Raw genomic sequence first — 2614 nt, 5'->3', positions numbered from 1 at the left:
TCGGGCGCGAACGCCAGGCCGTGCCGTACGCCCGCCACCGACGCGAAGGCGACGGCGTTCGCGGCGGCCGCGTGCACCGACTCGGCGAGATTGGCCAGGAACGACTCGACGGTGCCGGAGGTGTCCGCGACCTGCTCGGCCAGGAGTTCGAGGCGGACGATCTCGTGGGCGTCCGCGTCCGCGGTGGAGGCCATCTCGCCCGGCCCGGTGAGGTCCCCCGGCAGCCCCGTGTCGACGAGGTAGGTCGTGATGCCGCTGCCCCGGAGCAGCCTGCGCCCCGCCTCCAGTACGCCCAGTTCGCGGCGCCTGGCCAGGTAACGGGCCGGTGGGCAGTGCGGTTCCAGGCCCAGCAGGGGCGGGCACCAGCGGCGCACGGCGAAGCCCGTCTGGGTGTCGAAGAAGGTGGTGCCGGCCGCCGGCGGGCCCTCACTGCGGGCGAGGTGGGCCTCGAAGGTGCCGAGGCCCAGCTCCGTTCGCAGTACGCCGTGGCAGTACTGGTCCACGAGGGACGGCGTTTCGATCATCGGGCTCCCCGAGGCTGGACCTGTGAACTCCCACAGGTCCTAACGGGTGAGCCGCGCTCAGGTGTTGCTGTTGGCGCGGCCGCCGACCTGGATTCCGGCCATCCGCGACCACTCGTACGGGCCGGTCCGCACCTTGGCGGCGAACTCTCCGTCGAAGTTCTCATGGACGGTGACGCCGGCCTTCTGCACGGCCTGCTCGGCGATGGGGTGGCTGGGGGCCACCAGGTCGCCCCAGCCACCGTCCTCACCGACGAGCACGATGCGGGCTCCGAGCCGGCCGATGTAGGCGACCTGGGCCTCGGCTCCGCCGTGGGCCTTGGAGAAGGCGGCGATCTGCTTGGCGAGCTTGGCCGCCTTGCGCTCGGCCTTGGCGGCCTGCTTGGCGTCGGTGCCCTCGTCAACCTGCTTGGTGTCTGCCATGGCCAGGATGCTACCGATGGGTAGAGCAGGGGACGACGCCAGGGCCACGTGGCCTTGAACACGAAACCCGCGCCCCCTTGTTCTTCGGGGGGCGCGGGGATCCGCATTCCTCAGGGGCGCGGGGATCTGAACGACAAGCCACGAACCGCACCCGCGGCCGAAGGACTCAGCGCAGGAAGGGGTCCACCGCCACTGCCACGAACAGCAGCGACACGTACGTGATCGACCAGTGGAACAGGCGCATTTCCTTGAGCTTGACGCCGGCCGCGCCGCTCTTCGCGCGGTTCTGGAGGGCGTGGGCCTCCCAGAGCCACCAGCCGCCGGTCACCACGGCGACCGCCGTGTAGAACCAGCCCGTGTAGCCGAGCGGGGTCAGCATCAGGGAGACCGCCACCATCACCCAGCTGTAGAGGACGATCTGCCGCGCGACCACTTTGTTGGAGGCGACCACCGGGAGCATCGGGACGCCGACGCGGGCGTAGTCGTCCTTGACCTTCATGGAGAGGGGCCAGTAGTGCGGCGGCGTCCAGAAGAAGATGACCAGGAAGAGGATCACCGCGGCCCACGACATCGAGTTCGTGACGGCGGACCAGCCGATGAGGACCGGCATGCAGCCGGCGATGCCGCCCCAGACGATGTTCTGGGACGTACGCCGCTTGAGGATCATCGTGTAGACGACGACGTAGAACAGGAGCGCCCCGAGCGACAGCCAGGCGGACAGCCAGTTGACGAGGAGGCCGAACCAGACGGTGGCGACGACCGCGAGGGTGATGCCGAAGACGAGGCCCTCACGGGGGGTGACCATGCCGGTGACCAACGGGCGCTGCGAGGTGCGCTCCATGAGCGCGTCGATGTCCCGGTCGATGTACATGTTGAGCGCGTTGGCACCGCCCGCCGAGAGGTAGCCGCCGATGCATGTGGCGAGCACCAGCCAGAGGTCCGGGACGCCCTGCTCCGCCAGGAACATCACCGGAACGGTGGTGATCAGCAGCAGTTCGATGATCCGTGGCTTCGTGAGCGCCACGAACGCCTTGGCTCGGGCCCCGATCGGCCGCTGACCCCGGCTGCTGCTCGTGCTGCTCGCCCCGAGCACTCCCGGTGGACGGGATTCGACGGCCGTCACGCACACCCCTGACAGAGACTCCCAGCAAGCCCTTCGGTTGTGAACTCCCCGTAACGGCTCGCGCGTACCACGCCACTGTAGACGTTGCCCAGAGCCAGCCTTTCAAGGGGGTGGGGTCGTGTTGGGAGGCGCCCCGCGGCGAGCCGAACACACTTCGGTTGAGCAGTCGGATGAGCGGTTCCGTATTCAGATGGCGAACAGCGGAACCCCCTGGTCTCAGCATGCGAGCCACTGGTCGGGAGGCAGACCTGACACAGTCCCGGCAGTCTGGAAATGACTCGAAAAAATGCGCGTTCCTACGGGGGTAGGCTCGACAACGGCCGGTGCCGTGAAGAACACCGGCACGAGACATGTGGAGAGGAGCCCTGACCCAGGGTGAGCAGCAAGCCGACCACTACAGACCTCGCGTGGACCGATGTGGACCAGCGTGCCGTCGACACGGCCCGAGTCCTGGCAGCCGACGCCGTACAGAAGGTCGGCAACGGCCATCCGGGTACGGCGATGAGCCTCGCGCCCGCCGCGTACACCCTCTTCCAGAAGGTGATGC

Annotated in this window: 3 protein-coding genes and 1 pseudogene; 1 reads left to right on the top strand and 3 read right to left on the bottom strand. The window is 68.5% G+C overall.

What is annotated here, in order from left to right; genetic code table 11:
- The 3 genes and pseudogenes from AWZ10_RS21525 to AWZ10_RS21515 form a co-directional block, all read right to left on the bottom strand.
- A pseudogene (locus tag AWZ10_RS21525) lies at positions 1-524 on the bottom strand (amidohydrolase); the annotation flags it as partial.
- A 57-nt stretch (positions 525-581) separates the two neighbouring features.
- Positions 582-944: a hypothetical protein gene (locus AWZ10_RS21520; protein WP_046704510.1), complete on the bottom strand. Its 363-nt coding sequence runs from the start codon at positions 942-944 to the stop codon at positions 582-584.
- 166 nt (positions 945-1110) lie between these two features.
- Complete coding sequence (locus tag AWZ10_RS21515) at positions 1111-2067, bottom strand: heme o synthase (RefSeq protein WP_046704511.1); 957 nt, start codon at positions 2065-2067, stop codon at positions 1111-1113.
- Positions 2068-2442: 375 nt separating this feature from the next.
- Between AWZ10_RS21515 and AWZ10_RS55125 the strand changes: the two genes are divergently transcribed.
- Positions 2443-2614: hypothetical protein (locus tag AWZ10_RS55125; protein ID WP_159058315.1), on the top strand; the 172-nt coding region annotated here is incomplete at its 3' end.

This window comes from Streptomyces europaeiscabiei, from assembly GCF_001550375.1.
In the GTDB taxonomy this organism is placed as follows: domain Bacteria; phylum Actinomycetota; class Actinomycetes; order Streptomycetales; family Streptomycetaceae; genus Streptomyces; species Streptomyces europaeiscabiei.
This window is presented reverse-complemented; position numbering and strand designations above follow the sequence as displayed.